Genomic DNA, 25,180 nt, shown 5'->3' on the forward strand with positions numbered 1-25,180 from the left:
GAGCCGCGGCCACCGGCCGTCACGGCGCGGGGGCCTCAGCCCACCAACTGCTCGTACGCCGGCAGCGTGAGGAAGTCCGCGTAGTCCGCGTCCAGCGAGACCGTCAGCAGCAGGTCGTGCGCCTGCTGCCACTTCCCCGCGGCGAACGCCTCCTCGCCGATCTCCGCACGGATCTTGCCGAGCTCCTCCGCCGCGATCTTCCGCGTCAGCTCGGCCGTCGCCTTCTCGCCGTTCTCGAAGACGACGCCCGCGTTGATCCACTGCCAGATCTGCGAGCGCGAGATCTCGGCGGTGGCCGCGTCCTCCATCAGGTTGAAGATGGCGACGGCGCCCAGCCCCCGCAGCCACGCCTCGATGTAGCGGGTGCCGACCTGGACCGCCGACACCAGGCCCGCGTAGGTGGGCCTGGCGTCCAGCGAGTCGATCGCGATCAGGTCACCGGCGGCGACGGACACGTCCTCCCGCAGCCGCTCCTTCTGGTTCGGCTTCTCGCCGAGCACCGCGTCGAAGGAGGCCATCGCGATCGGCACCAGGTCCGGGTGCGCGACCCACGAGCCGTCGAAGCCGTCGGCGGCCTCGCGGTCCTTGTCCGCCTTGACCTTCTCGAAGGCGACCTTGTTGACCTCGGCGTCGCGCCGCGAGGGGATGAACGCCGCCATGCCGCCGATCGCGTGCGCGCCGCGCTTGTGGCAGGTGCGCACCAGCAGCTCGGTGTACGCCCGCATGAAGGGAGCGGTCATCGTCACCGCGTTGCGGTCCGGCAGGACGAACTTGGCGCCGCCGTCACGGAAGTTCTTCACGATCGAGAACAGGTAGTCCCAGCGGCCCGCGTTCAGGCCGGCCGCGTGGTCGCGCAGCTCGTAGAGGATCTCCTCCATCTCGTACGCGGCCGTGATCGTCTCGATCAGGACGGTCGCGCGGACGGTGCCCTGCGGGATGCCGACGTGGTCCTGGGCGAAGACGAAGATCTCGTTCCACAGCCGTGCTTCGAGGTGCGACTCGGTCTTCGGCAGGTAGAAGTAGGGGCCCTTGCCGAGGTCGATGAGGCGCTGGGCGTTGTGGAAGAAGTACAGGCCGAAGTCGACCAGCGCGCCGGGGACGGCGTTGCCGTCGGCGTCGCGCAGGTGACGCTCCTCCAGGTGCCAGCCGCGCGGCCGCATCACGACGGTCGCCAGCTCGGAATTGTCCTTCAGGGCGTACGACTTGCCCGACTTCGGGTCGGTGAAGTCGATCTCGCGGGTGTAGGCGTCGATCAGGTTGCACTGGCCGAGGACGACGTTCTCCCAGGTGGGGGCCGATGCGTCCTCGAAGTCGGCGAGCCAGACCTTCGCACCCGAGTTCAGGGCGTTGATGGTCATCTTCCGGTCGGTCGGACCGGTGATCTCCACCCGGCGGTCGTTCAGCGCGGCCGGGGCCGGTGCGACCTGCCAGGAGTCGTCCTCGCGGATCGCGGCGGTCTCGGGGAGGAAGTCCAGCGAGGAGGTGCGGGCGATCTCGGCGCGGCGCTCGGCACGGCGGGCCAGCAGCTCGTCGCGGCGCGGGGTGAACCGCCGGTGGAGCTCCGCCACGAACGCGAGGGCGGCGTCGGTCAGCACCTCGTCCTGCCTCGGCAGGGGCTCGGCGTCGACGATGGCCAGCGGGGACGGCGCTGGTGCGGACATGAGCTGTCACTCCTTCGCGGGCGGTGCCTTCGCGGCCGCCGGGCAGTCGCCCCGGCACGGGGTGCCGGGGGTGCCGAGATACGGACACGGGCGCCGTTCGATGTGTTTCGGGCGATCAGGCGCTTCTGATCAGTGGATATTAGTTTCCTCATGGTGGAAGTTCAATGGTTTGTTGATGTCGAGATTCTTCGAGTCGACAGAACGTGGCCCTGCGTGCCGCCCCGCTCACCGCACGTGGATGTCACGGTTCCAGCCGGGCCAGATCCTCCGGCAGGTCGATGTCGTACGGCTGGGCCACATCGCCGCACTCGACGAGGGCGAGCTCCGCCGCGTGCTCCCTCAGATAGGCGCGTGCCCCGCGGTCGCCGGTCGCAGTCCCCGCGACGTCGTCCCAGCGGTCCGCGCCGAAGAGCACCGGGTGCCCGCGTTCCCCGCCGTACGAGGCGGCCGCCAGCCCGGTGGCGCCGCCCGCCGTGAGGACCCGGGCGACCGCTGCGGGCCCGATGCCGGGTTGGTCGACCAGCGAGGTCAGGGCCGCTTCGCAGCCCCCGTGCGCGGAGAGCCGGCGCAGGCCCGCGCGGAGCGAGGAGCCCATGCCGTGCTCCCAGTCGGGATTCTCGACCAGCACGCACCCGGTCAGCTCGGCGCGCTCGCGCACCTCGGCGGCGGCCGCGCCCAGGACGACGTACACCTGACGGCAGCCGCCCTCCCGCAGCACCCGGACCGCGTGCTCGACCAGCGGGCGGCCCCGGAAGCCGAGCAGCGCCTTGGGCCTGCCGCCCAGCCGGCGGCCCCCGCCTGCGGCGAGGAGGAGTCCGGCGGTGGCGGGGGGCGGAGCGCTGTGGTGGGTCATGGGCCCTGCTTACCAGGCCCCGTCAGTCCTGGAAGGAACCGTCCCCGCGGCGCTCGTGGCGGCGCATCACATGCCCGCACTGCGGGCAGTTCCGAAGAAAGACCGGCTTCACGAGCCAGGAGAGGGTGACCGCGTACAGCACGCCCCGCGCGGTACGGCCCAGCAGGCTCTTCGTGCACGTACGGCAGTCGCGGCAACCGTCCGCCATGACCACTCCTTCCCCACGGCGCGCACCGGCTGCGCGCGCTCTGCCTTCACGTTAGGACCGCCGGGGCCGCCGGGCGCCGGGGCTGGTCCTGCTGTGCCAGGACCGGGGCGGGGCCGCAGCACGAACGTGACGGCGGTCCGCTCAACCCCACCGGCCGGATTACGGTCCGTACGGTGGCGCACACGCGGTGAGAGCGTTAACGTGCCCGTCGCCCGGGGTCGTTCGCCCAGGAGCGACCCCGACGAGCAGCACGACGGCGTGCGAGGAGGAGAGCTTTGTTGCGAAGCGCTGAGGAGCGAGGCGTGAGCGGCCTGGACGGCGACCCGAGGGTGGCGGCGCTGCATGTGGTCGTGGCCCGGCTCCGGCGTGAACTCGCCGCGCACCCCGCCGAGTTGTCGGACCGGGCGATAGCCGAGGACGAGCTGGCGGCACTCGCCGCGATGCTGCTGAGCGGCTCCCCGGACGTCCTGCGGCTGCGGCGTTCGCTGTTACTGATCGTCGGTGCGATCGGCTCGGTGAGCGCGCTGGCGCCGGGTGTCGGACTGGTCCGCGAAGCGGTCGAGAGCTTCGGGAACGGGTGGACGGAGCTCACCGGGCAGGAGCAGACGCCCGGCACCCGGTGACGGCCGGCCGAAGTGCGCGCCCCCGAAGCCCGGGGCCCGGTGACGTCTCACCGAAGGGCGCCCCGGGCGCCAGGACCCCTACACCCCCGACGTGCTCGGCGCCCCGAGGCGTCCGTCCTCCATCCGCAGCACCCGGTCCGCCACCCCCAGATGCGCCACGTCGTGCGTGACCAGCACCGTCGCCACCCCCCGCCCCCGCGTCAGCTCGGCCAGCAGGTCGAGCACCGCCGCGCCCCGCTCGTGGTCCAGGGCGCTCGTCGGCTCGTCCACCAGCATCACCGCCGGCTCGTTCATCAGCGCCCGCGCGATGTTGACCCGCTGCCGCTGGCCCCCGGACAGCTGGTGCGGCCGGCGGTCCGCCTTGTCCGCCAGGCCCACCGCGTCCAGCAGCTCCAGCGCCCGCGAGCGCACCGAGCGCGGGGGACGGCCCGACAGGTGCGCCATCACCTGGAGCTGCTCCGCCGCCGTCAGCGAGGCGAGCAGGTTCGGCTGCTGGAAGACGATCCCGATCCGGCCCCGCCGCAGCCGCGCCTTGTCCGCCCGGCTCAGCGGCCCCGTCGGCGTGCCGTCGACGACGACGCCGCCCGAGTCCGGCGTCACCAGCGTCGCCGCCACCGCGAGCAGGCTCGACTTGCCGGAGCCCGACGGGCCGACCACCGCCGCGAGTTCACCCGCGCCGACCTCCAGCGTCACCGCGTCCAATGCGGTCAGCCGGGACGCGTCGCCGTCCGGGTAGGTGAGGGTGACGTCCTGCAGGACGAGGGTCATCGGGCACTCCCGAGCGCGGTGAGGGGGTCGACGGCGGTGATGCGCCGGATGGACAGGGCGGCGCCGACGATGCCGAGCGCGATCATCACGAGGGCCGGAACGAGCAGCGTCGCCGCTTCCAGCACGAACGGGACGGCGCCGCCGATCAGCGCGCCCAGCCCCGTCGCCAGCGCCGTGCCGAGCAGCGTGCCCAGGCTCAGCATGACGACGGCCTGGCCGAGCGCGTCCTTCAGGAGGTGGGGGGTCGACGCGCCGAGCGCCTTGAGCACCGCGATGTCGCCGCTGCGCTGGATCGTCCAGACGGTGAAGAAGGCCCCGACGACGAGCGCCGAGATGGCGAAGAGGAAACCGCGCATGAGCTGGAGGGAGCCGTTCTCCGCCTGGTAGGAGGCGAGTGCGGCCAGGGAGTCGGCCAGGGGCACCGACCGCGTTCCGGTCGCCGCGTCCCCCGCCGCCCAGTCCGCCGAGCCCGTCAGTGCGACGACGGTCGCCTGCTCCTGTGCCGACGCTCCGCTGTGACCGAGCCGCTGCCAGTCGTCCAGCGACGTCCACACCACCGGCTGGTGGCTGTACATCGCCCCGCCCTCGACGGCGGCCACCCTCTCCTCGGTCTGGCCCAGGCGCACCGTGTCGCCCACGCCGACGTCCAGGTCCTCGGCGGCCTGCGCGGACAGGACCACCTTGCCCGGACCCAGCTCCGCCGACGCCGGGGCGATCCGCGCGGACGGCTCCACCCCGAAGGCGGCGACGGCGACCGTGCGGTCACCGGCCCAGCCGTTGACCGTGCGGATGCCGATCGGCGCGGCGCTCCGCACGCCGGGCTGCTCCGCCCAGGCGCGCCAGGAGCTCTCCCCGACGGAGGAGTTCGTGAACGACACCTCCTGGCCGTCGGGCGGCGGGGCGAAGGCCAGCCGGTCGGCGGGCAGCGAGGTGAGGGCCACGGTGTTGTCCCTGGCCAGCCCCGCGGTCAGCCCGGACAGCAGGCCGACGAGCAGGGTGATCAGGACCACGACCGTGCCCATGAGGGCAAAGCGCCCCCTGGCGAACCGGAGGTCTCTCCATGCGACGAACATGCTCACCAGGCTGGCCGCGGAGCGGGCCGGAGACATCGGGCGCGAGTTCGCTTCCGTATCCATCCTTTGGTTGATACGCCGCGCGGACGTCCCCTCTAGGCTGGTACGAACCATGGCTCCGCTCCCCGTGCCCCCGGCTCCCCTCTCCCTCACGCCCCTCACCCCCGTCCTGCGTGTGCTGCGCCTGTGCCTGCACGCACTGCTCGCCGGGCTGCTCGCGCTCGCCGCCGTCAAGGCCGTCGCCGCCGGCGGGCCGCACGCGTACGCGGTCGTCGCGGCCGCCGCGGTGATGGCCGGGGTGTACGTCGCCGGAACGCTCAGCCCCGCCGTGGCGCGCGCGCCACGTGCCGCCGCCTGGTGGCTGGCGGTCCTCGGCGGGTCCTGGCTGGTGCTGCTCGCGCTGTCGCCCGACGGGCTGTGGGCGGCGTTTCCGCTGTACTTCCTCCAGCTCCACCTGCTGCCGACGCGCTGGGGGCTCTCGGCCGTGGCCGGCACCGCGGCCGCCGCGATCGCCGGCTTCGTGCTGCACGGGCAGCGGGTCACGCCGGGCACGTTCATCGGGCCGCTGCTCGGCGGCGCCGTCGCGGTGGCGACCGTACTCGGCTATCAGGCGCTGTACCGGGAGAGCGAACGGCGGCGCGAGCTGATCGACGAGCTGCTGTCGACCCGCGCCGAGCTGGCCGAGGCCGAACGCGCCGCCGGAACGCTCGCCGAGCGCGAGCGCCTCGCCCGCGAGATCCACGACACCCTCGCCCAGGGCCTGTCCAGCATCCAGCTCCTCCTGCGCGCCGCCGAACGCGCCCTGCCGCCCGGCGACCCGGCCCTCGCGCACATCCGGCGGGCCCGCGAAGCCGCCCAGGACAACCTCGCCGAAGCACGCCGTTTCGTACGGGCCCTGAGCCCGCCGGACCTGGAGCACGGCTCCCTCGCGGCCGCCCTGGAACGCCTCTGCGTGCCCGCGCCCGGCGGTCCCGCCGTGCAGTTCGGCGTCAGCGGGACCCCGGTCGAGCTGCCCACACCGTACGAGGTGGCTCTGCTGCGCATCGCGCAGTCGGCCCTCGCCAACACCGTCCGGCACGCGCGGGCGGACCGCGCGGAGATCACCCTGAGCTTCATGGAGACCTCGGTCGCGCTCGACATCGTCGACGACGGCATCGGCTTCGACCCGGGTGCGGCCGACCCCGGCGCGGTGCGCCGCACACCCGCCGCCGACGGCTCCGACGGCGGCTTCGGCCTGCCCGCGATGCGCGCGCGGGCCCGTTCGCTCGGCGGCACCCTCAGCGTGGAGTCCGCGCCGGGGCAGGGCACGGCCGTCGCGATCACCCTGCCCCTGCCCGTGTCCCCCGCGCCCGTCGGAGCCGCCCCGTGAGCACGCCCCCGCCCATCCGGCTGCTGCTGGCCGACGACCACCCGGTCGTACGGGCCGGGCTGCGCGCGGTGCTGGACACGGAGACCGACTTCGTGGTCGTCCAGGAGGTCTCGACGGCGGAGCGCGCGGTGGAGCTGGCCGGTGCCGGCGGCATCGACGTCGTACTGATGGACCTCCAGTTCGGGCCCGGCCGCATGCACGGGTCGGAGGCGACGGCGGCCATCGCCGGGCGGCCCGGCGCCCCCCGGGTGCTCGTGCTCACGACGTACGACACGGACGCGGACATCCTCGCGGCGGTCGAGGCGGGAGCGGCCGGATACCTGCTCAAGGACGCGCCGCCGGAGGAGCTGGCGGCGGCGGTGCGCACGGCGGCGGCCGGTCGGTCGGCGCTCGCGCCCGCGGTCGCGCACCGGCTGATGGACCGGATGCGGATGCCCGCGGAGGCGCTCACGAAGCGGGAGCTGGAAGTCCTTCAGCTCGTCGGCGACGGGCTCTCCAACCAGCAGATCAGCAAGGCCCTCTTCCTCAGCCAGGCGACCGTGAAGTCCCACCTGGTGCACATCTACGCCAAGCTCGGCGTCGACTCGCGCACCTCGGCGGTCGCGGCGGCCACCGCACGCCGCCTGATCAGGCGCTGACCCGGTGGGATAGTGGGGCCATGACCTATTTCATGTACGACGTCCACGGCACCGCGGTGGACGAGCCCGACGCCGAGACGCTGCGCGCGCTGGTGGTGGACTGTCTGGCCGACCCGGAAGCGGTCAATCCGGAGGTTTCGCTGACGCACGAGAGCGGCTGGTCGCTGACCGCGTACGCGGGCGGGCTGCTGCTCTGGGAGAACATCGAAGACGCCGAGGACGCCGAAGACGCCAAGAACGCCGAAGATGCCGAGAACGCCGAGCGCGCCCCGGACACGCGGGACGGCGTGGCACGGGACGAGGTGGTCCGGCTGTTCGAGCTGCTGGCCAAGGGCGAGACGGCCGCGGTGGCGGCGACCTTCGCGGGCTGAGGCCCGCGCCCGGCGGGGGAGCCGGTGGAACGCGCCCCCGCCGCGGGGCTTCAGGCCTGGCTCGGGCCCGTGTTGGCCAGGGCCACCGCGAGGTCCTGGGCGACCTCCTGGAGGATGGGCACGATCCGCTCCGTCGCCGCCTCGGTGACCCGGCCGGCCGGACCGGAGATCGAGACGGCCGCCGCGGTGGGGGAGTCGGGGACGGACACCGCCAGGCAGCGGACCCCGATCTCCTGCTCGTTGTCGTCCACCGCGTACCCCACCCGCCGCACCTGCTCCAGCGCCTCCAGGAAGCCGTCCGGGGTGGTGATGGTCTTCTCGGTGGCGGCCGGCATGCCGGTACGGGCGAGCAGCGCCCGCACCTCGTCGGCGGGCGTGTGCGCGAGGAGCGCCTTGCCCACGCCCGTCGAGTGCGGCAGCACCCGCCGCCCGACCTCGGTGAACATCCGCATCGAGTGCTTCGACGGCACCTGCGCCACGTACACGATCTCGTCGCCGTCGAGGAGCGCCATGTTCGCCGTCTCGCCGGTCTCCTCGACCAGGCGCGCCAGGTACGGACGGGCCCAGGTGCCCAGCAGCCGCGACGCACTCTCGCCGAGGCGGATCAGCCGGGGGCCCAGCGAGTAGCGCCGGTTGGGCTGCTGGCGTACGTAACCGCAGGCGACGAGCGTGCGCATCAGACGGTGGATGGTCGGGAGCGGCAGACCGCTGCTCGCGGACAGCTCGCTCAGGCCGACCTCACCGCCCGCGTCGGCCATACGCTCGAGGAGGTCGAAGGCGCGCTCCAGTGACTGCACGCCGCCAGTCGCGGCGGCAGGCTTGGAAGCGTCGGTGGTGCTGGCGCTGGACGTCGGCACGGAGCGGTCCTTTCGGGGCTGGCAGGCAAGGCAGCAGCCTACCTGTGGTGGTCCCGGAAGCCCCTCTGGGCAGGAGCTACATTCTATGAAGCGGAAGTCTAATTCCATTCTGTGGAAACATCCAAGGCGGGTGTCGGTGATCACACCACCTCCCGCCCGGCCCGTCGACCCCTTGACGAGTCCCCGGCGCACAGAAAGACTCCGCTTCAACAGAACGTTGAAGTAAGGAGACGTGAGTGACTGAGTCGGCCGTGCCCAACACCACCGTGGACCTGGTGCTGCGCTCCTCGCGCGTCGTCACCCCCGAGGGCACCCGCCCCGCCTCGGTCGCCGTCGCCGACGGGAAGATCGTCGAGGTGCTCCCGTACGACGCCCACGGGCCCGGCGGCGAGCGGCTCCCCGACGGCGTCCGCTTCGAGGACCTCGGCGAGCACGCGCTGCTGCCCGGCCTCGTCGACACCCACGTCCATGTGAACGACCCGGGCCGCACCGCCTGGGAGGGCTTCTGGACCGCCACCCGCGCCGCCGCGGCCGGCGGCATCACCACCCTCCTGGACATGCCGCTGAACTCGCTGCCGCCGACCACCACGGTCGAGAACTTCGAGGTCAAGAAGGACGTGGCCCGCCCCAAGGCGCACGTCGACACCGGCTTCTGGGGTGGCGCCATCCCCTCCAACGTCGCCGACCTCAAGCCGCTCCACGAAGCGGGCGTCTTCGGCTTCAAGTGCTTCCTCTCGCCGTCCGGCGTCGAGGAGTTCCCCGAGCTCGACCAGGACCAGCTCGCCCGCTCCATGGCCGAGATCGCCGGGCTCGGCGGCCTGCTGATCGTGCACGCCGAGGACCCGCACCACCTGGCCGCCGCTCCGCAGAAGCCCGGCGCCAAGTACGCCGACTTCCTCGCCTCCCGGCCGCGCGACGCCGAGAACACCGCCATCGAGGGCCTCATCGCGCTCGCCAAGCGCCTCGACGCCCGGGTGCACGTCCTGCACCTCTCCTCCTCCGACGCGCTCCCGCTGATCGCCCGGGGCAAGGCCGAGGGCGTCCGGGTCACCGTCGAGTCCTGCCCGCACTTCCTCACCCTCACCGCCGAGGAGGTCCCCGACGGCGCGACCGAGTTCAAGTGCTGCCCGCCGATCCGCGAGGCCGAGAACCAGGACATCCTCTGGCAGGGCCTGGCCGACGGGACGATCGACTGCGTCGTCTCCGACCACTCGCCCTGCACCACCGACCTCAAGACCCCGGACTTCGCGTCCGCCTGGGGCGGCATCTCCTCCCTCCAGCTCGGCCTGCCCGCCATCTGGACCGAGGCCCGCAAGCGCGGCCACTCCCTCGACGACGTGGTCCGCTGGATGTCGGCCGCCCCCGCGAAGCTCGCCGGGCTCACCCAGAAGGGCGCCATCGAGGCCGGCCGCGACGCCGACTTCGCGGTCCTCGCCCCCGAGGAGACCTTCACGGTCGACCCCGCCCACCTCTTCCACCGCAACCAGGTCACGGCGTACGCGGGCAAGACCCTGCACGGCGTGGTCAAGCAGACCTGGCTGCGCGGCACCCGCATCAACGACGAAGGCGCCCTCACCGAGCCCGCCGGCCGCCTGCTCGAAAGGAACGCGTGAGCCATGCCGGAGAACGCCCAGGGGACACCGTCCTTCACCGGAGACGCCAGCCCGTACGGCGGCGGCGACCCGTACGCCGACTACCGCACGGCCGTCTTCCCCTTCACCCACCACGCCGACCTGGCCGACCGCCGCCTGGGCGCGGGCGTGATCGCCGCGAACGACGAGTTCTTCGCCGAGCGCGAGAACATGCTCCTCCCCGGACCCGCCCACTTCGACCCCGAGCGCTTCGGGCACAAGGGCAAGATCATGGACGGCTGGGAGACCCGCCGTCGCCGCGGCGTCTCGGCCGAGCAGCCGCACCCCGCCGAGGACGACCACGACTGGGCGCTCGTACGCCTCGGCGCGCCCGGCGTCGTGCGCGGCATCGTGATCGACACGGCGCACTTCCGCGGCAACTACCCGCAGGCCGTGTCCGTGCAGGGCACCTCCGTTCCGGGCTCGCCCTCGCCCGAGGACCTGCTCTCCGACGACGTGAAGTGGACGACCCTCGTCCCGCGCACGGCCGTCGGCGGCCACGCGGCCAACGGCTTCGAGGTCACCGCCGAGCAGCGCTTCACGCACCTGCGCGTCAACCAGCACCCGGACGGCGGCATCGCCCGCCTGCGGGTTCACGGCGAGGTCGTCCCCGACCCGGCGTGGCTGGCCACGCTGGGCACCTTCGACCTGGTCGCCCTGGAGAACGGCGGCCGCGTCGAGGACGCGTCCGACCGCTTCTACTCGCCCGCCACCAACACCATCCAGCCGGGCCGCTCCCACAAGATGGACGACGGCTGGGAGACCAGGCGCCGCCGCGACAAGGGCAACGACTGGATCAGCTACCACCTGGTCGCGCAGGCCGAGATCCGCGCCGTCGAGATCGACACCGCCTACCTGAAGGGCAACTCGGCGGGCTGGGCCGCCCTCTCGGTGCGCGACGGCGACACGGGGGAGTGGACCGAGATCCTGCCCCGCACCCGCCTCCAGCCCGACACCAACCACCGCTTCGTGCTCGCCTCCGCCCCGGCGGCCACCCGGGCGCGGATCCACATCTTCCCCGACGGCGGCATCTCCCGGCTGCGCCTCTTCGGCTCGCTCACCGAGTCCGGCGCGGCGTCGCTGGCCGCCCGCCACCAGGAACTCGGCGGCTGAGCGACGGCGTTGACGCCACGGCGACGGGGCCCCCGGTGCTCGGCACCGGGGGCCCCGTCGCCGTACCGCTCAGCCCTCCGCCTCGGTGCGGCCGATGGACTCCTGCCCGTCCGGGCGGCCCAGCCAGTCCAGGCACACGATCATCGCGTCGTCCTCCGCCATGACCTCGCCCCGGTGGCCCGCCAGCTCGTGCAGCACCGCGCGCGGGACCTGCGGCGGGGGCAGCAGACGGGTGGCCTGGATGGCGCGGGCGAGCGCCTTCTCGCTGTAGCGCTCACCCGCCGGGGAGGCCACGTCGTACACCCCGTCGCTGACGAACAGCAGCCGGTCGCCCGGCAGCACCTCCCAGTTCTGCGTGGTGTAGACGGAGTCCTCGAACATGCCGAGCGGTAGCTGCCCGTCCATCTCGACCGCCTCCACCACCCCGTCCCGCAGCCGCCACACCCGCGGCGAACCCGCGTCGACGACCTCCACGTTCCCCGACGGCAGGTGGAAGCGCAGCAGCAGCACGGACACGTGCAGCGCGCCCCGGTGCTGGCCGTAGATGGCCTGATCGGCCAGGCACGCCTGGTCGGCCAGGCCCAGGCCGGCCCGGCGCGCATTGCGCAGGGCGTTGATGGCGAGGCTGGTGAGCAGGGCCGCGTCGATGCCCTCGCCCATGCCGTTGGTGAGGGCGAGGGTGAGGTGGTCGGCGGAGGTCGACCAGTCGAAGTTGTCGCCGTGGATGGCGTACGCCGGCTCGAGCTGCGCCCCGAGCTCGTACTCCTCGCGGGCGCAGGAACGCCCGGGCAGCAGCTCCCACTGGATCTCGGCCGCCAGTGTCAGCCGCTCCGCCCGGCGCGCCTGGAGGTAGAGGTCGGTGTCGCGCTCGGCGACCACGATCTGGTGGCCCAGGGCCTCGGCGACGTCCGCCAGTTCCGCCAGGACGTCCGCGTCGTAGCGGTCCTTCGGCACGGTGACGGACAGCACCCCGAGCCGGTCCCCGCGGACCGTCACCGGCAGGTGTGCCGTCACGGAATCGGGGAAGGGGCCCTCGCACGGGTAGGGCTCCTGTGCCCCGAAGGCCCGCCCCGGCGCGCCTGTGTGCGCCGATACGGGCTGGAAGGTATGGGGGAGCGCTCCGACCGGTTGCAGTATCGTCATGGCGTAGTCGGCCATGAGCAGGTCGACCTCGGGAGCACCGTAGAGGTCCGCGAGGACCTCGCGCACCGCGTTGAGCAGTGCATGGGGGTCGGCGGCACGCAAAGTGCGTTCCACGGACGCGAGTCTGTCCAACGTCGGAGATTCACTTTCTCGAAGGATGTACGGGGAGGGCAAGCGTGGACCTCCAGGGCTCACACCGCCGCGGCGAGAGCGCCCCGGGCGCCCCGGCTCCGGTGGCCGCTGCCGCGGGTGCGCCGGACGCGGCAGCCGACCGGGCCCCGGCTGCCGCCGAGGCCGTCGCGGGCGCGGCCTGCGAGGTGATCGCACTGCTGGAAGTGCTGTGGGAGCGGGGCCGCGACGCGGTCTCCCCGGCGCCGGTCTCGTCTTCGCAACTGCGCGTGATGCACATCCTGGAGCGGGCCGAGGGCATCAACCTGCGCACCCTCGGCACGGTGCTGGGCGCCGCGCCGCCGTCGGTCAGCAGACTCTGCGACCGGCTGGAGGCGCTGGGCTTCGTGAAGCGCTCGGCCAGCCTGGTCAGCCGCCGCGAAGTGGAGCTGCGGCTCACCGCCCCCGGGCGCAGCTACCTGCGCGATCTGCGTGCCCGGCGTGAAGAGGCGCTGGTCGCGGCGGTCGCGGCGATGCCGCCGTCGGCGCGGGAGGCGCTCATCCACGGGCTCGGCGAGTTCCGGGCGGCCGTGGAGACGGGCATCGTGGGACGCACCTGGCCGCTGGCCGGGGACGTCGGCCCGGCGACGGGCGCCCACCCGGGCGGGACCGCACGGACCGCGTAGCGGAGTGCGTTGGCGGGGGCGCCGCGGGGTGCCCGGGCGGTCGCCGCGGAAGGTGGTGGAACCACCCGCGGAGACACCGGTCTTCTGCATCACGGTTCCTGCCTCTCCCGACTGCTGCGAGCTTCCGCCCGGTGACAAGCCGGCTAGCCGGTCCGCGCGCGCATCGTATCCGGTGTGTGGAACCCGTGCATACGATGGTGCGGAACGTCCCGATATGACCGGACAGTTCGGTATTCATTGTGAAGGTCCTGTGGGCTCCGCTTGCCAGGCGGCTACCGAACGCGAGACGGTTGCCGCGCGACAACAATTGTCGTCGCGCCACGATATCCCGATAGCTCGGAGAGGGTGACAGGGGCCGCACGGCCGAGGCCGTCGTGGGCTTCGTCTTCCGTTGTGACTTCCTTCCCACGCTCCACCGACCGCCCCGCCGAAGGCGCGCCTCCCGTCACCGCACCCGGTGCGGCGCAGGCGCACGCCCTGGTGGAGAGCGGGCTCGGCGCCGTCGTGATGCTGGACGGAGCCGGGCTGGTCCGTCTGCTCAACGAAGCGGCGCGCATCCTCTTCCCCCTGCTGCGTGAGGCGGAGCCGCTGAACCGGCCGCGGGTCCCTGGCTGGCTGGCCGACGCCCAGGACGGACTGCTGCCCGAGGCCCGAGGAATCGTCGGAGCGCGGCAGATGACGGCCCGGCGGCTGGCGCTGCCCGACGGGTACGGGGCCTGGCTGCTGGACGACGTCACCCGCGAGTTCGTCTGGCAGCGCCGCTGGCAGGAGGAACGGGAACGCGCCGAGTTCCTCGCCAGGGCCTCCGCCCGGCTGCTGACCTCGCTGAACTGGCGCAAGTCGGTGCAGGCGGCGGCCGAACTGGCCAGCGAGCGGATGGCCGACGCGGCGGTCGTGGTCGCCGGGACGGGAGCACGCCGCATGTGGTTCACCTCGGCCGTCGACGGCCGGGTCACGGAGGAGCGCGTCCTCGGCGAGGACGTCGCCGAGGTCCCGGGGCTCGCCGACGCCCTGGCCGGCTTCCCGCCCCTGCCGGCGCGCTGGCTGGACCCCGAACTCGCCCCCGGCTGGCTGGTCCCGGACGGCTTCGGGCCGCTGGGCTCGGTCCTCGTCACGCCGATGCCGGGCAACGGGGTGCCCGCCGGAGCGCTGGTCCTGCTGCGGCGCACCCGTACCCCGGTCTTCAACGAGGACGAGGAGGTGTTCGCCCGCGTCTTCGCGGCACGGGCCGGGGCGGCCGTCTCCGCGGCCGCCCTGTACGCGGAGAAGGCCGAGACCACGGCGGTCCTCCAGCGCTCGCTGCTGCCTCCGGTCCTGCGTCGCTCCAGCGGCCTCGACCTGGCCGCCACTTACCGGGCGTCCAGGGCCACCGACCTGATCGGGGGCGACTTCTACGACGTCCACCCGGGGACCGACCCGGGCGACGAGACCTTCCTCGTCCTGGGCGACGTCTGCGGCAAGGGCGCCAAGGCCGCCGTCCTCACCGGCAAGATCCGCAACACCCTCTCGGCCCTGCGGCACCTGGAGAGCGACCACGGCCGCCTGCTGGGGCTCCTCAACTCCACGCTCCTGGAGGACACCGACAGCCGGTTCGCCACCATGGTGCTGGCCGGGGCCACCCCGCTGGCCCACGGCGAGGTCGCGCTGCGGCTGACCGCCGCGGGACACCCGCGGCCGCTCGTCGTGCGCGCCGACGGAACGATCGAGGAGATCCCCACCGGCGGCACCCTCATCGGCGCGCTCCCGACGATCACCACCCGCACATGCCGCACGGTCCTGCGCGCGGGCGACGTCTGCCTGCTCTACTCCGACGGCGTCACGGAGGCGAGGGGCGGGCCGGACGGCAGGGAGATGCTCGGCGACGACCGGCTGCGCGCCGCCCTCTCGGAGTGCGCGCGCATGCCGGTGGAGGCGGTGATCGAACGGGTCGAGAGCCTCACCACCCAGTGGCTCGGCACCCGGGAGCACGACGACATCGCCCTCCTCGGCATCGCCGCCCCGCGCGGCACCCACCTGAGCATGGTCAACGGCACCGGCCGCGGCCGCTTCACCGGCTGACCGGGATGTCGCAGTGCGCCCGGCACGTGGACGGAGCACGCCCCACGGGTCCGGCATGCCTCACGCGTCCGGCACGTCTCGCGGACCCGGCGTGCGCGGAGGGCGCGGTGCGGGCTCGCGGGCGCGGTGCGGGCCCGCCGTACTCGCGCTCGCCGCACAGGTCTCGTACGGTGCACGGGTCCCATACGACGCGCGGGTCGCGCTCGCGGCACACGTCTCGTACGGCGTACGGGTCGTGCTCGCCGCACACGTCACGTACGTCGCACCCGCCGCAGACCGTCCGCGCGCTACGGGCCGGGCCCCGTGCCCCGGCCGCCACGTCGGCCGAGCGGCGTGCCCGAGCAGGCCCCGCCCGTCGGCGGGCGACCGCAGCAGCGGTGAACCCGCGCCCCGCGCCCCGAACCCCGTCCCTGCCCACCACCCCCGGCCCGCGCTGCGGCCGAACACGGAAAGCGCCTTCCGAACATGATGAGCGGCTCCCCCCTCGACATCACCGCCCGGCAGAACGAGAACCGGCTCACCGGCGAGCGGGAGACGGTCCTGGAGCTCCGTGGCGACTGCGACTTCGTCACCGCCGAACTGCTGCGCGCGGCCGTCCTGGACGTCCTGCCGGACCTCCCCCGGGGCTCCGAACTGATCCTCGACCTGAGCGGGATCGGCGTGTTCGACTCCTCCGGCCTGTCCGCGCTCATCATGGCCCACCGCCACACCACCCGGGCCGGTGTGGCGCTGGTCCTCCAGGGCGCCGGTGACCACCTCCGCCACATCCTCGAACTGACCGGCGTCGCCGCCCACTTCGCCGCCACCCGCGCCGCGGCCGCGGCCGGGCCGGAACGCGAGTCCCGCTCCTCGGCCGCCTCCGCCGACTAGTGACGACCGGCCCGCTACGCCGCGTGGCCTCCGTCCATCACCAGTTCCGCTCCCGTCATGTAGGCGCCCTCGTCGCCCGCCAGGAAGGAGACCAGGGCCGCCACCTCCTCCGGCCGGCCGAACCTGCCGATCGCCGTGTTCGCCCGCTGCGGCTCGGCGTTCGGGCCGTCCGCCGGGTTCATGTCCGTGTCGACCGCGCCCGGGTGGATGAGGTTGACCGTGATGCCCCGGTCGCCGACCTCCCTGGCGAGGGCCTTGGTCAGCCCGGTCAGCGCGGACTTGCTCATCGCGTAGAGGCTGCAGCCCGGCCCGCCCGTGTAGCGGGTGAGCGCGGAGCCGGTGGAGATGATCCGGCCCCCGTCCTCCAGCACGGCCGCCGCCGCCTGGGAGGCCAGGAAGACCGCCCGTACGTTGACCGCCAGAACCCGGTCCACCTCCGCGAGCGTGAGCGCTTCGACCGGGCCCAGCACGCCGATGCCCGCGTTGTTGACCAGCACGTCCAGCCGCCCGAAGGCGTCGGCGGCCGTCGCCACGGCGGAGGTGACCGACTCCGGGTCCGCCGCGTCCATCCGTACCGCGAGCGCCCGTCGGCCCACGGCCTCGATCTTCCGCACCACGTCCTGCGCCGCCCGTTCCCCCGCCACGTAGGTGATCGCCACATCGGCCCCGTCCTGGGCCAGCCGCAGGGCGACGGCCGCCCCGATGCCCCGGCTGCCGCCCGTGACCAGGGCGGTCCTGCTGATGGTCGTCGACATCGCGTCGTCCTCTTCCTGATGTGTCGCATGAGTCGCATGCCCGAAGCGGTGCTTGCGTGTTCAAGGAAACGTCCGGGCCGCCTTCCGTGCTGGCGCCATTCGGACATCGACTCCACCTCCTCGGCGCCGGTCCCGGCGGCGGGCTTCCCACCGCCCACGAGGACGCCCCGTACGACGAAAGGGCCCGGAAGGACGGCCGGGGAGGGGTCCTGGCGGCCCCGTCCGCCTGCTGGAACCTCCCTTCCCGGGGCGATCGGCCACCGAGTACGGTGAGCGCTCCGCGTGCGAGCCGCCGAAGTCTCCACACCGTCCCGCCCGTTGGAGACCTCGCCGTGGCCGCCGCACCGACCGCCGTCCGCACCCCCGCGCCCGCCCGATCGGCCCGGTACGCCGATCTGCCCGTGCTGGCGGCGGCCGCGGTGTGGGGCTCCAGCTACCTCGCCGCCAAGGGGATCACCACCGCGCAGACCGTCGTCGCGGTGCTGGTGCTCCGGTTCGCGATCGTGCTGCCCGTGCTCGCCGTCGTGGGACGCCGGAGGCTGCGGGCGCTCAGCGCGGCGCAGTGGCGGGGCGCCGGGCTCCTCGGACTGGTCCTCAGCGGGATCTTCCTGCTGGAGACCTACGGCGTCGTGCACACCTCGGCGACCAACGCGGGCCTCATCATCAGCCTCACCATGATCTTCACCCCGCTCGCCGAGGCCGCCGTCACCAGGACCGCGCCGTCCCGGGGGTTCCTGGCCGCGGCGGGGCTCTCCGTGCTGGGCGTGGTGCTGCTCACCCAGGGCGGCGGCTTCACCGCCCCGTCCCTCGGTGACCTGCTGATGCTGCTGGCCGCCCTGGCCCGTACCGCGCACGTGCTGCTCATGGCCCGCGTCCCGGCGGTCCGGGGCGCCGACGCGCTGTCCCTGACCACCGTCCAACTGGGGGCGGCGACGGCGGTGTTCGCGGTGCTGGCCGCAGCGCCCGGAACCGGGCCCGCGCCCTGGAGCGTGGCGGCGGGGTTCGGGGCGGGGGAGTGGGCGGGGCTGCTGTTCCTGGCCGTGTTCTGCACGCTGTTCGCGTTCGCCGTGCAGATGTGGGCGGTACGCAGGACCTCGCCGTCCCGGGTGAGCCTGCTGCTCGGTACGGAACCCGTGTGGGCGGCGGCCGTCGGCATCGCCCTCGGCGGGGAGCGGCTGGGCGCGCTCGGGCTGCTGGGCGGCGTCCTGGTGCTGGCGGGCACCGCCTGGGGGAGGCGCGCGTCGGGCCGGGACCGTACGGACTGAGGACTCGGCGGTTCGGTGGCGGGGTCAGGGAGTCCCGTCGCCCCCCGGGGCCCTGCGGGTCACGACGCTCGGGCTGCGGCCGCCGCTCCCGCCGGCCCGCCCGACGCGTTCCGACGCGACCATCAGCACGATGCCGACCACCGCGATCACGATGTTCGCGTAGACCTCGTACCCCTCGAACCAGCCCAGCCGGTCCACGACCTGCAGCAGCTTGAACCAGTCGAACCACTCATGGACGAGTCCGGCCACGCCGCACAGCGTCAGCAGGAAACCGGCGGCCTCGAAGATTCGCTTCATGGCCCCGAGTCTGGGTGGCGGGGACGGTCCCCGCCATCGTCCTCAGGGCGGTCCACCGGAGCCGCCTCCCCGTCCGAAGTCGCCGGTTGCCCGACTTTGGTCGCTGCCCACGCCGCACGGCGGCCGGCACCGCTCCCGCCTGCGTAGTTTTGTTCGTATGAGCGAACAGGAGTACCGGTGGCTGCTGCCGTCGGCGATGGGCGGCCCGGAGCCGCACGCCCGGCCGGACCGCACCCCCGCCCCGGCCGGCCAGGGCGCCGTCCGCCCGCGCCGGACCCTGCGGGACTGGGTCGTCGACCTCCTGATGTTCCTGATCGCGGCCGCCATCGGACTCGCGGCGGTCGAGGACGCCTCCGGGCTCGGCGACAGCCGGCTCGTGCTGGTCTTCGACCAGGTCCTCGGAGCGCTGGCCTGCTGCGCCCTGTGGCTGCGGCGGCGCTGGCCCACCGCGGTCGCCCTGGCGCTGACCGTGCTGTCCGTCGCCGTGCCGGCCGCCTCCGGGGCCATGGGCATCGCCCTGTTCGGGGTGACCGTGCACCGCCCGTTCAAGGTGGCGGGCCCGCTGTCGGCGGCGGGGATCGCCGTCGGCGTCCTCCAGGCGCTGGTGCGCCCCGACCCCGCCGTCTCCTTCCGCGTGGCCGTCGTCGTCACCCTGGTCTTCACGCTGCTGATCTTCGGCTGGGGCATGTTCGTCCGCGCCCGCCGCCAGCTCGTCCTCTCGTTGCGCGAGCGCACCGTACGCGCCGAGACCGAGGCCGCGCTCCGGGCCGAACAGGCCCAGCGGCTCGCCCGCGAGGCCATCGCCCGCGAGATGCACGACGTCCTCGCGCACCGGCTGACCCTGCTGAGCGTGCACGCCGGGGCCCTGGAGTTCCGGCCCGACGCCCCGCCCGCCGAGGTCGCCCGCGCCGCCGGGGTCATCCGCGACAGCGCCCACGAGGCCCTCCAGGACCTCCGCGAGATCATCGGCGTCCTGCGCAGCCCGGGCGCCGCGGACGACGACCGCCCGCAGCCCACCCTCGCCACCCTCGACGCCCTGGTCGCCGAGTCCCGCGAGGCGGGTGCGAAGGCCACCCTCGACAACCGCATCGCCGACCCGGACGCCGTTCCCGCTGCCGTGGGCCGCACCGTCTACCGCATCGCGCAGGAAGCCCTCACCAACGCCCGCAAGCACGCCCCCGGGGCCGAGGTCGCCGTCACCGTCACCGGCCGCGCCGGCGACGGCGTCACGGTCACCGTCCACAACCCCGCCCCCGACGGCGACGTGCCCCGGGTCCCCGGCTCGGGACAGGGACTCATCGGCCTCACCGAGCGCGCCCAGCTCGCCGGCGGCCGGCTCGACCACGGTCTCGAACCCGACGGCGGGTTCCGGATCACCGCCTGGCTACCGTGGGCACCATGACGACCGACCCGCTCCGACCGCCGGGAGCACTCCGACCGCCGGGAGCGCCATGACCAGCACCACCCCGATCCGGCTGCTCCTCGTCGACGACGACCCGCTGGTGCGCGCCGGACTGACCTTCATGCTGGGCGGCGCCGACGGCATCGAGATCGTCGGCGAGGCCAGTGACGGCTCCCAAGTCCCGCAGGCGGTGGCCGAGTCGGCGCCCGACGTCGTCCTGATGGACATCCGGATGCCGGTCGTCGACGGCCTCACCGCCACCGAGGAGCTGCGCGCCCGGCCCGGCGCCCCCGAGGTCGTCGTCCTCACCACCTTCCACGCCGACGAACAGGTGCTGCGTGCCCTGCGCGCCGGCGCCGCCGGGTTCGTCCTCAAGGACACCCCGCCCGCCGAGATCGTCGCAGCGGTACGGCGCGTGGCCGCGGGCGACCCGGTGCTGTCCCCGGCCGTCACCCAGCAGCTCATCACCCATGTCGCCGCGGCCGGCGGCGCCGAGGACCGCAAGGGGCGTGCCCGGGCGAGGCTGGGCCTGCTCGCCGAACGCGAGCGCGAGGTCGCCGTCGCCGTCGGCCGCGGCAGCTCCAACGCCGAGATCGCCGCCGGGCTGTACATGAGCGTTCCCACCGTGAAGACCCATGTCTCCCGCATCCTCGCCAAACTCGGCCTGAACAACCGGGTCCAGATCGCCCTGCTCGCCCACGACGCCGGGCTCCTGGACTCCGCGCAGGAGCTCTGAGGCACGGCCCGAGGGCTGACGCCGGTCCGACAGGGCGGCGACGTAGGCTGATCCGCAAGCCGGACCGAGGGGCGGGACCCGGCTCGACGGAGAGGCGAACCATGGCGATCGTGGATCTGCGGGACGAGACCGAGGCCTTCACGGCGAACCCGTACCCGTACTACGAGAAGCTCCGCGAAGCCGGACCCGTGCACCACGTCCGCACCGCCGACGTGGACGAGATGTGGCTCGTCGTCGGGTACGAGGAGGGCCGCAGGGCCCTCGCCGACCCCCGGCTCTCCAAGAACTGGCGCAACTCCGAACTCTGGGACCCGGAGCAGGCGTCCCCCATGAGCAGCAACATGCTGGAGACGGACCCGCCGCAGCACGCCCGGCTGCGCAAGCTGGTCGCCCGCGAGTTCACCGTGCGGCGCGTCGAGGCGCTGCGGCCGCGCGTGCAGCAGATCACCGACGACCTCGTCGACTCCCTGCTGGCGAAGGGGAGTTCGCACGGGCCGGCCGATCTGATCGACGCGCTCGCCTTCCCGCTGCCGATGACCGTCATCTGCGAGCTCCTCGGCGTCCCCGACCTGGACCGCGACCGCTTCCGCGCCTGGTCCAACGAGGTCGTCGCGCCGACCGGCACCGAGGCGAGCGTCGCCGCCGTGGGCGAGATGGGGGCCTACCTCGTCGAGCTGATCGAGGACAAGCGCCGTTCGCCCGCGGGCGATCTGATGAGCGACCTCATCCGGGCCCGCGACGAGGACGGCGACCGGCTGTCGCCCGACGAACTCGTCGGCATGGCCTTCCTGCTGCTCGTCGCCGGACACGAGACCACCGTCAACCTGATCTCCAACGGCGTCCGCGCCCTGCTCTCCCACCCCGACCAACTCGCCGCGCTGCGCGCCGACTTCGACGGCCTGCTGGACGGCGCGGTGGAGGAGATGCTGCGCTACGAGGGCCCGGTGGAGAACGCCACCTTCCGCTTCACCCGCGAGCCCCTGGAGCTCGCCGGGGTCCCCGTTCCGGCGGGCAAGCCCGTGCTGGTCTCGTTGGCCGCCGGCGACCGCGACCCCGCCCGCTATCCGGACCCCGACCGCTTCGACATCCGCCGCGCCCCGCAGGGCCACCTCGCCTTCGGGCACGGCATCCACTTCTGCGTGGGCGCCCCGCTGGCCCGCCTGGAGGGCCGCATCGCCATCCGCACGCTGCTGGAACGCTGCCCGGACCTGGCGCTCGACCCCGGCGCCGGCACGCTCGACTGGCTGCCCGGACTCCTCATCCGGGGCGTCCGCGAACTGCCGGTCCGGTGGTGACGCGTGACCGGGACCTTCGATCTGACGATGGCTCAGAAGACTCTGGCGGCACAGCCGTTCAGCGTCCTGCTCGGCGCCCGCGTCACGGCGTTCGGCGGCGGTGAAGCCGTGCTGGAGCTGGACGCCCGGGACGACCTGCGCCAGCAGAACGGCTTCCTGCACGGCGGGGTCCTCGCCTACGCCGCCGACAACGCCCTCACCTTCGCCGCGGGTTCCGCCCTCGGTCCCGCCGTCCTCACCGGCGGATTCTCCATCCAGTACATCCGTCCGGCCACCGGCCCCACCCTGATCGCCCGCGCCTCCACCCTGCACGGCGGGCGACGTCAGGCGGTGTGCCGTTGCGAGCTGTACGTGGCGGACGCGGGCGGCGCCGAGACCCTGTGCGCGGTGGCCCAGGGCACCGTCCTCACCGTGCGGACGTAGGCCCGGGGCCTCCGCCCCTGGCCGTGGTCCGGAACCCCAACGGGCTCTCCCCAGTGCGCTGTTGGAAGTACTTCCCGAAGTTCGCCGCGTCCCGGAAGCCCAGCAGCGCCGCCACCCGGGACGCGCTGTGGTCGCTGTGCGCGAGCAGCCGCTTGGCCTCCAGCACCACACGCCGGTCGATGAACTCCTTCGCGCCGACCCCGGCCGCCGACAGCGTCGCCCGCGACAGGGTGCGCGGCGCGTACCCCAGTTCCCTGGCGTAGTCGTCGACCCGCCGCGTGCGCGCGAAGTCCCGTTCCACGGCGGCCCGGAAGCGCAGGAACGCGTCCGGTTCGGCGCAGCCCGCCGCGGACTCCCCGACGGGCGCGAGGCGCAACAGCAGGACGGCCAGGAGGTGGCGGAGCACGGAGAGGTGGGCGTCCAGCGGGAGGCCGGACTCCGCCTCCGCGTCCGGCGGGAGTCGGGGATCGGCTCCCAGGTCCGGCGGGAGCCCGGGGGCCGTGCCCGGGTCCGGCGGGAGGCCGGGGCCCGTCCCCGCGTCCCGCAGCGCGCGGTACTCCGCGTGCAGGTGCTCCAGCGCGCGCCCGGCGGCCTCGGCGGCCGCCGCGCCGGGCCGGCGCACCGTCGGCCCGAAGGGGTCGTCGAGGCGGGCGGCCGCGCTGGTCGCCGGATCGGGGAAGCCCGCCTCGAACAGGACGAGCGTGCCCTCCGCCCCGTACAGGCCGTCCCAGCGGTGGACCTGCCCCGGCCGCACCCACAGCCACTCGCCCGGCCGGACCCGGTACGACGCGAAGTCGACCATCAGGGGGAGGTCGCCGCGCTCCAGGCGGAGGAGGTGGTGGAAGTCGGGGCGGTGGGTCGCCGCGATCGAGTCGGCACAGGCATTCGCGCGCAGCGCGGCCAGGGTCAGCACCTCGACCCCGGCCGGCGCCCCGCCGGGCGCGTGGAACCGGACCTCGGGGATGCCGGGAGTGCCCGACGGGTCCGACTGTCGTTTTTTCACCACCATGTGTCCCGAGCGTACCCGGCATTCGCGCCCGTCACCTCCTATGTTGGAGGGGCGACAAGAGATCACCGGGCGCTGAGCCCGGAAATTCACCATCCCGGACAGCCCTCTCGGAAGGACCCCCCATGGCCAAGATCGCCCTCTTCGGAGCCACCGGCACCATCGGCAAGCGCATCCTGCGCGAGGCCCTCGACCGCGGCCACCATGTCACCGCCGTCGTCCGCGATCCCGCGAAGCTCGCGGACCAGCAGCACCAGAACCTCGCCGTCGTGGTCGGCGACGTCCTGGACCCGACCTCCGTCACCGAGGCGGCCACCGGCCAGGACGTGCTGGTCAGCGCGGTCGGTGGCGGCCAGGGGGACGGCCCCGGCCACCTCGCGACCGTCCAGCCCTCGGCGAAGGCCCTGGTGGGAGGCGTGCGCACGCTCGGCGCCGAAGCACCCCGCCTGATCATGGTCGGCGGCGCGGGCTCGCTGCGCACCCCCGACGGCAAGCAGGTCTGGGACGCCGAGGGCCTCCCGGAGCCCGTCCTGCAGATCATGCACGCGCACGGCGACGCCCTCGACTTCCTGCGCACCGTGACCGACGTCCGCTGGACCAGCCTCAGCCCCGCCGCCCTCATCGAACCGGGCGAGCGCACCGGCGTCTACCGCACCGACACCGACAACCTGGTACTGGACGCCGAGGGCGCCAGCCGCATCAGCGCCGAGGACTACGCGGTCGCGCTGCTCGACGAGATCGAGCGCCCGCAGCACGTGGGGGAGCGGTTCACCGTCGGCTACTGAACCCCGCGTCGGTCGCTCACCGGTCCGGGATCTCCGCCAGCCGCACCGCCCGCCCCTCCCGGCGCGACACCTCGCACGCCTCCGCCACCCGCAGCGCCTCCAGCGCCTCGCGCCCGTCGCACGGGTTCGGCCGCAGCCCCCGTACGACAGCGAGAAACGCGTCCAGTTCCGCCTCGTACGCGGGCGCGAACCGCTCCAGGAACCCGGACCACGGTTTCGCCGGGGCGGGCGGGCCCGAGGGCTCGACGGAGGTGAGCGGGGTGCGGTCGTCCAGGCCGACCGCCACCTGGGCCACGTCGCCCGCCAGTTCCATGCGGACGTCGTACCCGGCGCCGTTGCAGCGGGTCGCGGTCGCCGTGGCGAGCGTTCCGTCGTCCAGCGTCAGCAGTGCGGCGGCCGTCGCCACGTCGTCCGCCGCCGCGAACATCTCCGGCCCGGCCGCCGACCCGACCGCGTACACCTGCGTCACCTCACGCCCGGTCACCCAGCGCAGGATGTCGAAGTCGTGCACCAGGCAGTCCCGGTAGAGGCCCCCGGAGAGCGGCAGGTACGCGGCGGGCGGCGGCGCCGCGTCGGAGGAGACGGTACGGACCGTGTGCAGCCGCCCCAGTTCCCCGGCGCGCACCCGAGCCCGCGCGCCGGCGTACCCGGCGTCGAAGCGGCGCATGAAACCGAGCTGGAGCACCGTGCCCGCCGCCGTCACCTCGCGCAGCGCCTCCAGCGTGCCCGGCAGGTCGACGGCGATCGGCTTCTCGCAGAACACCGGCAGCCCGGCCCGCGCCGCCCGCCCGATCAGCTCCGCGTGCGCGGCCGTCGCCGACGCGATCACCAGCGCGTCAAGACCGGTCAACAGGTCCTCCGCGGGGGTGAACTCGGCGTCCACCCGCGCGGCCACCTCCGCCGCCCGCCCGGCGTCCGCGTCCGCCAGCACCAGCGAGCCCACCGCGGGGTGCCGGGACAGCACCCCGGCGTGGAAGGAACCGATGCGGCCCGTGCCCATGAGTCCGATACGCATGCGGCCCAGCCGATAACAGCCCCCGGGCCCTGTCAAGAACATTGTCCGGACAACAGGACGTGCGGACAACGCGCCGTACGGACAGCAGGACGTGCCGTCAACAGGACATACGGACAATGGGACTTGATGACGCACCCGTCTCCGGCACTACGCTCGCCCCGTGCCGAAACC

At 73.8% G+C, this 25,180-nt stretch carries 26 protein-coding genes; 15 read left to right on the top strand and 11 right to left on the bottom strand.

The window, feature by feature from the left end; translation table 11 throughout:
• Positions 1-35: 35 nt before the first annotated feature.
• The 3 genes from aceB to ACZ56L_RS02040 form a co-directional block, all read right to left on the bottom strand.
• Positions 36-1,661, bottom strand: a complete 1,626-nt coding sequence (gene aceB / locus ACZ56L_RS02030) for a malate synthase A (protein ID WP_471060489.1) — start codon at positions 1,659-1,661, stop codon at positions 36-38.
• Positions 1,662-1,902: 241 nt separating this feature from the next.
• Entirely contained in the window at positions 1,903-2,514 is a 612-nt protein-coding gene (locus tag ACZ56L_RS02035; protein WP_471060492.1) for a nucleotidyltransferase family protein, read from the bottom strand.
• Between the two features lie 22 nt (positions 2,515-2,536).
• Positions 2,537-2,722 (bottom strand): hypothetical protein, encoded by a 186-nt coding sequence (locus ACZ56L_RS02040; RefSeq protein WP_345217949.1) that lies wholly within the window; start codon positions 2,720-2,722, stop codon positions 2,537-2,539.
• Between the two features lie 275 nt (positions 2,723-2,997).
• On the opposite strand from ACZ56L_RS02040, the gene ACZ56L_RS02045 reads away from it, so the two are divergent.
• Positions 2,998-3,345, top strand: a complete 348-nt coding sequence (locus tag ACZ56L_RS02045; protein WP_345217950.1) for a DUF5955 family protein — start codon at positions 2,998-3,000, stop codon at positions 3,343-3,345.
• A gap of 78 nt (positions 3,346-3,423) precedes the next feature.
• Here the strand turns inward: ACZ56L_RS02045 and ACZ56L_RS02050 are convergent, their stop codons facing one another.
• Both ACZ56L_RS02050 and ACZ56L_RS02055 read right to left on the bottom strand, forming a co-directional pair.
• Positions 3,424-4,113, bottom strand: coding sequence for an ABC transporter ATP-binding protein (locus ACZ56L_RS02050; protein ID WP_471060495.1), 690 nt, complete (start codon positions 4,111-4,113; stop codon positions 3,424-3,426).
• Positions 4,110-5,186, bottom strand: coding sequence for an ABC transporter permease (locus tag ACZ56L_RS02055; RefSeq protein ID WP_471060498.1), 1,077 nt, complete (start codon positions 5,184-5,186; stop codon positions 4,110-4,112). The genes ACZ56L_RS02050 and ACZ56L_RS02055 overlap by 4 nt, the downstream gene beginning before the upstream one ends.
• Before the next feature lie 112 nt (positions 5,187-5,298).
• On the opposite strand from ACZ56L_RS02055, the gene ACZ56L_RS02060 reads away from it, so the two are divergent.
• Genes ACZ56L_RS02060 through ACZ56L_RS02070 form a run of 3 tightly spaced genes read left to right on the top strand, consistent with a single transcriptional unit; the run spans position 5,299 to position 7,564 of the window.
• Complete coding sequence (locus ACZ56L_RS02060) at positions 5,299-6,555, top strand: sensor histidine kinase (RefSeq protein ID WP_471060500.1); 1,257 nt, start codon at positions 5,299-5,301, stop codon at positions 6,553-6,555.
• Complete coding sequence (locus ACZ56L_RS02065) at positions 6,552-7,193, top strand: response regulator (protein WP_471060503.1); 642 nt, start codon at positions 6,552-6,554, stop codon at positions 7,191-7,193. Before ACZ56L_RS02060 ends, ACZ56L_RS02065 begins: the two co-directional genes overlap by 4 nt.
• A gap of 20 nt (positions 7,194-7,213) precedes the next feature.
• Positions 7,214-7,564, top strand: coding sequence for a hypothetical protein (locus tag ACZ56L_RS02070; RefSeq protein WP_471060506.1), 351 nt, complete (start codon positions 7,214-7,216; stop codon positions 7,562-7,564).
• A 50-nt stretch (positions 7,565-7,614) separates the two neighbouring features.
• On the opposite strand, the gene ACZ56L_RS02075 is transcribed toward ACZ56L_RS02070, so the two are convergent.
• Positions 7,615-8,421, bottom strand: a complete 807-nt coding sequence (locus ACZ56L_RS02075) for an IclR family transcriptional regulator (RefSeq protein WP_345217963.1) — start codon at positions 8,419-8,421, stop codon at positions 7,615-7,617.
• 236 nt (positions 8,422-8,657) lie between these two features.
• Here ACZ56L_RS02075 and allB point away from each other — a divergent pair, with 236 nt between their 5' ends.
• Both allB and alc read left to right on the top strand, forming a co-directional pair.
• Complete coding sequence (gene allB, locus ACZ56L_RS02080) at positions 8,658-10,034, top strand: allantoinase AllB (protein WP_471060510.1); 1,377 nt, start codon at positions 8,658-8,660, stop codon at positions 10,032-10,034.
• A gap of 3 nt (positions 10,035-10,037) precedes the next feature.
• Complete coding sequence (gene alc, locus ACZ56L_RS02085) at positions 10,038-11,165, top strand: allantoicase (RefSeq protein WP_471060513.1); 1,128 nt, start codon at positions 10,038-10,040, stop codon at positions 11,163-11,165.
• 69 nt (positions 11,166-11,234) lie between these two features.
• Here alc and ACZ56L_RS02090 read toward each other — a convergent pair whose 3' ends face one another.
• Positions 11,235-12,440 (bottom strand): PP2C family protein-serine/threonine phosphatase, encoded by a 1,206-nt coding sequence (locus tag ACZ56L_RS02090; RefSeq protein WP_471060517.1) that lies wholly within the window; start codon positions 12,438-12,440, stop codon positions 11,235-11,237.
• A 185-nt stretch (positions 12,441-12,625) separates the two neighbouring features.
• On the opposite strand from ACZ56L_RS02090, the gene ACZ56L_RS02095 reads away from it, so the two are divergent.
• The 3 genes from ACZ56L_RS02095 (at position 12,626) to ACZ56L_RS02105 (ending at position 16,030) form a co-directional block, all read left to right on the top strand.
• Positions 12,626-13,102, top strand: coding sequence for a MarR family winged helix-turn-helix transcriptional regulator (locus ACZ56L_RS02095; RefSeq protein WP_380836637.1), 477 nt, complete (start codon positions 12,626-12,628; stop codon positions 13,100-13,102).
• 393 nt (positions 13,103-13,495) lie between these two features.
• Positions 13,496-15,160, top strand: a complete 1,665-nt coding sequence (locus ACZ56L_RS02100; protein ID WP_471060519.1) for a PP2C family protein-serine/threonine phosphatase — start codon at positions 13,496-13,498, stop codon at positions 15,158-15,160.
• Positions 15,161-15,628: 468 nt separating this feature from the next.
• Positions 15,629-16,030: an STAS domain-containing protein gene (locus ACZ56L_RS02105; protein ID WP_471060522.1), complete on the top strand. Its 402-nt coding sequence runs from the start codon at positions 15,629-15,631 to the stop codon at positions 16,028-16,030.
• A gap of 14 nt (positions 16,031-16,044) precedes the next feature.
• Here the strand turns inward: ACZ56L_RS02105 and ACZ56L_RS02110 are convergent, their stop codons facing one another.
• Positions 16,045-16,785 (bottom strand): SDR family NAD(P)-dependent oxidoreductase, encoded by a 741-nt coding sequence (locus tag ACZ56L_RS02110; RefSeq protein WP_468683022.1) that lies wholly within the window; start codon positions 16,783-16,785, stop codon positions 16,045-16,047.
• Between the two features lie 332 nt (positions 16,786-17,117).
• On the opposite strand from ACZ56L_RS02110, the gene ACZ56L_RS02115 reads away from it, so the two are divergent.
• Positions 17,118-18,050 (top strand): DMT family transporter, encoded by a 933-nt coding sequence (locus ACZ56L_RS02115; RefSeq protein WP_471060526.1) that lies wholly within the window; start codon positions 17,118-17,120, stop codon positions 18,048-18,050.
• Positions 18,051-18,074: 24 nt separating this feature from the next.
• Here ACZ56L_RS02115 and ACZ56L_RS02120 read toward each other — a convergent pair whose 3' ends face one another.
• A complete protein-coding gene (locus tag ACZ56L_RS02120; RefSeq protein WP_471060529.1) occupies positions 18,075-18,347 on the bottom strand; it encodes a hypothetical protein in 273 nt (90 codons plus the stop codon).
• A gap of 157 nt (positions 18,348-18,504) precedes the next feature.
• Here ACZ56L_RS02120 and ACZ56L_RS02125 point away from each other — a divergent pair, with 157 nt between their 5' ends.
• The 4 genes from ACZ56L_RS02125 to ACZ56L_RS02140 all read left to right on the top strand — a co-directional run bounded on the left by ACZ56L_RS02125 (position 18,505) and on the right by ACZ56L_RS02140 (position 22,203).
• Positions 18,505-19,749 carry a sensor histidine kinase gene (locus ACZ56L_RS02125; RefSeq protein ID WP_471060532.1) on the top strand — a complete coding sequence of 415 codons (1,245 nt, stop codon included), beginning with the start codon at positions 18,505-18,507 and terminating at the stop codon, positions 19,747-19,749.
• 49 nt (positions 19,750-19,798) lie between these two features.
• Positions 19,799-20,485: a response regulator gene (locus ACZ56L_RS02130; RefSeq protein WP_471060535.1), complete on the top strand. Its 687-nt coding sequence runs from the start codon at positions 19,799-19,801 to the stop codon at positions 20,483-20,485.
• A 101-nt stretch (positions 20,486-20,586) separates the two neighbouring features.
• Complete coding sequence (locus ACZ56L_RS02135) at positions 20,587-21,780, top strand: cytochrome P450 family protein (protein ID WP_401758789.1); 1,194 nt, start codon at positions 20,587-20,589, stop codon at positions 21,778-21,780.
• Positions 21,781-21,807: 27 nt separating this feature from the next.
• Positions 21,808-22,203: a PaaI family thioesterase gene (locus ACZ56L_RS02140; protein ID WP_345217989.1), complete on the top strand. Its 396-nt coding sequence runs from the start codon at positions 21,808-21,810 to the stop codon at positions 22,201-22,203.
• On the opposite strand, the gene ACZ56L_RS02145 is transcribed toward ACZ56L_RS02140, so the two are convergent.
• Entirely contained in the window at positions 22,187-23,212 is a 1,026-nt protein-coding gene (locus tag ACZ56L_RS02145; RefSeq protein WP_471060538.1) for a helix-turn-helix domain-containing protein, read from the bottom strand. The two genes, ACZ56L_RS02140 and ACZ56L_RS02145, sit on opposite strands and share 17 nt — an antisense overlap.
• A 122-nt stretch (positions 23,213-23,334) precedes the next feature.
• Here ACZ56L_RS02145 and ACZ56L_RS02150 point away from each other — a divergent pair, with 122 nt between their 5' ends.
• Positions 23,335-23,994, top strand: a complete 660-nt coding sequence (locus ACZ56L_RS02150) for an NAD(P)-dependent oxidoreductase (protein ID WP_468683010.1) — start codon at positions 23,335-23,337, stop codon at positions 23,992-23,994.
• A gap of 16 nt (positions 23,995-24,010) precedes the next feature.
• On the opposite strand, the gene ACZ56L_RS02155 is transcribed toward ACZ56L_RS02150, so the two are convergent.
• A complete protein-coding gene (locus ACZ56L_RS02155) occupies positions 24,011-25,009 on the bottom strand; it encodes a Gfo/Idh/MocA family protein (protein ID WP_471060541.1) in 999 nt (332 codons plus the stop codon).
• Positions 25,010-25,180: the final 171 nt, after the last annotated feature.

The organism is Streptomyces sp. NPDC039736, assembly GCF_055596485.1.